Source organism: Rhizobium redzepovicii (genome assembly GCF_019793435.1).
Classification (GTDB): Bacteria; Pseudomonadota; Alphaproteobacteria; order Rhizobiales; family Rhizobiaceae; genus Rhizobium; species Rhizobium redzepovicii.
Window position 1 is genome coordinate 1 of the sequence record NZ_JAILYH010000131.1, and the last position, 230, is coordinate 230.

General features: G+C 60.9%; 1 protein-coding gene. It reads right to left on the minus strand.

Annotated features, from left to right (window positions below; genetic code table 11):
• Positions 1–230 (minus strand): hypothetical protein (locus K6N12_RS33910; protein ID WP_222149199.1); only part of this gene is annotated, 230 nt, incomplete at both ends.

A 230-nucleotide genomic window follows, 5' to 3' on the forward strand; every position in this document is an offset into this window, starting at 1 on the left:
CTCCCAAGTCGTCCACAGGCAGCATGTACTGTGGGGTGCCGAAGATCGATGCCCCCAAGCTTTGCTCCCATGGTGCGTCTGGCGGATTGACGCTTTGCACCGGTGAATAGGCGGCTGACGGCAAATCCTGCCGGAAGGGCGCTGTATTCCAGCTATCGGGAAGCTGGCCGGGTTGAGCCACTCCATGCCAAAACTCTGCGGGATCGGCGATCTGTGTGGAGGACTCCGGT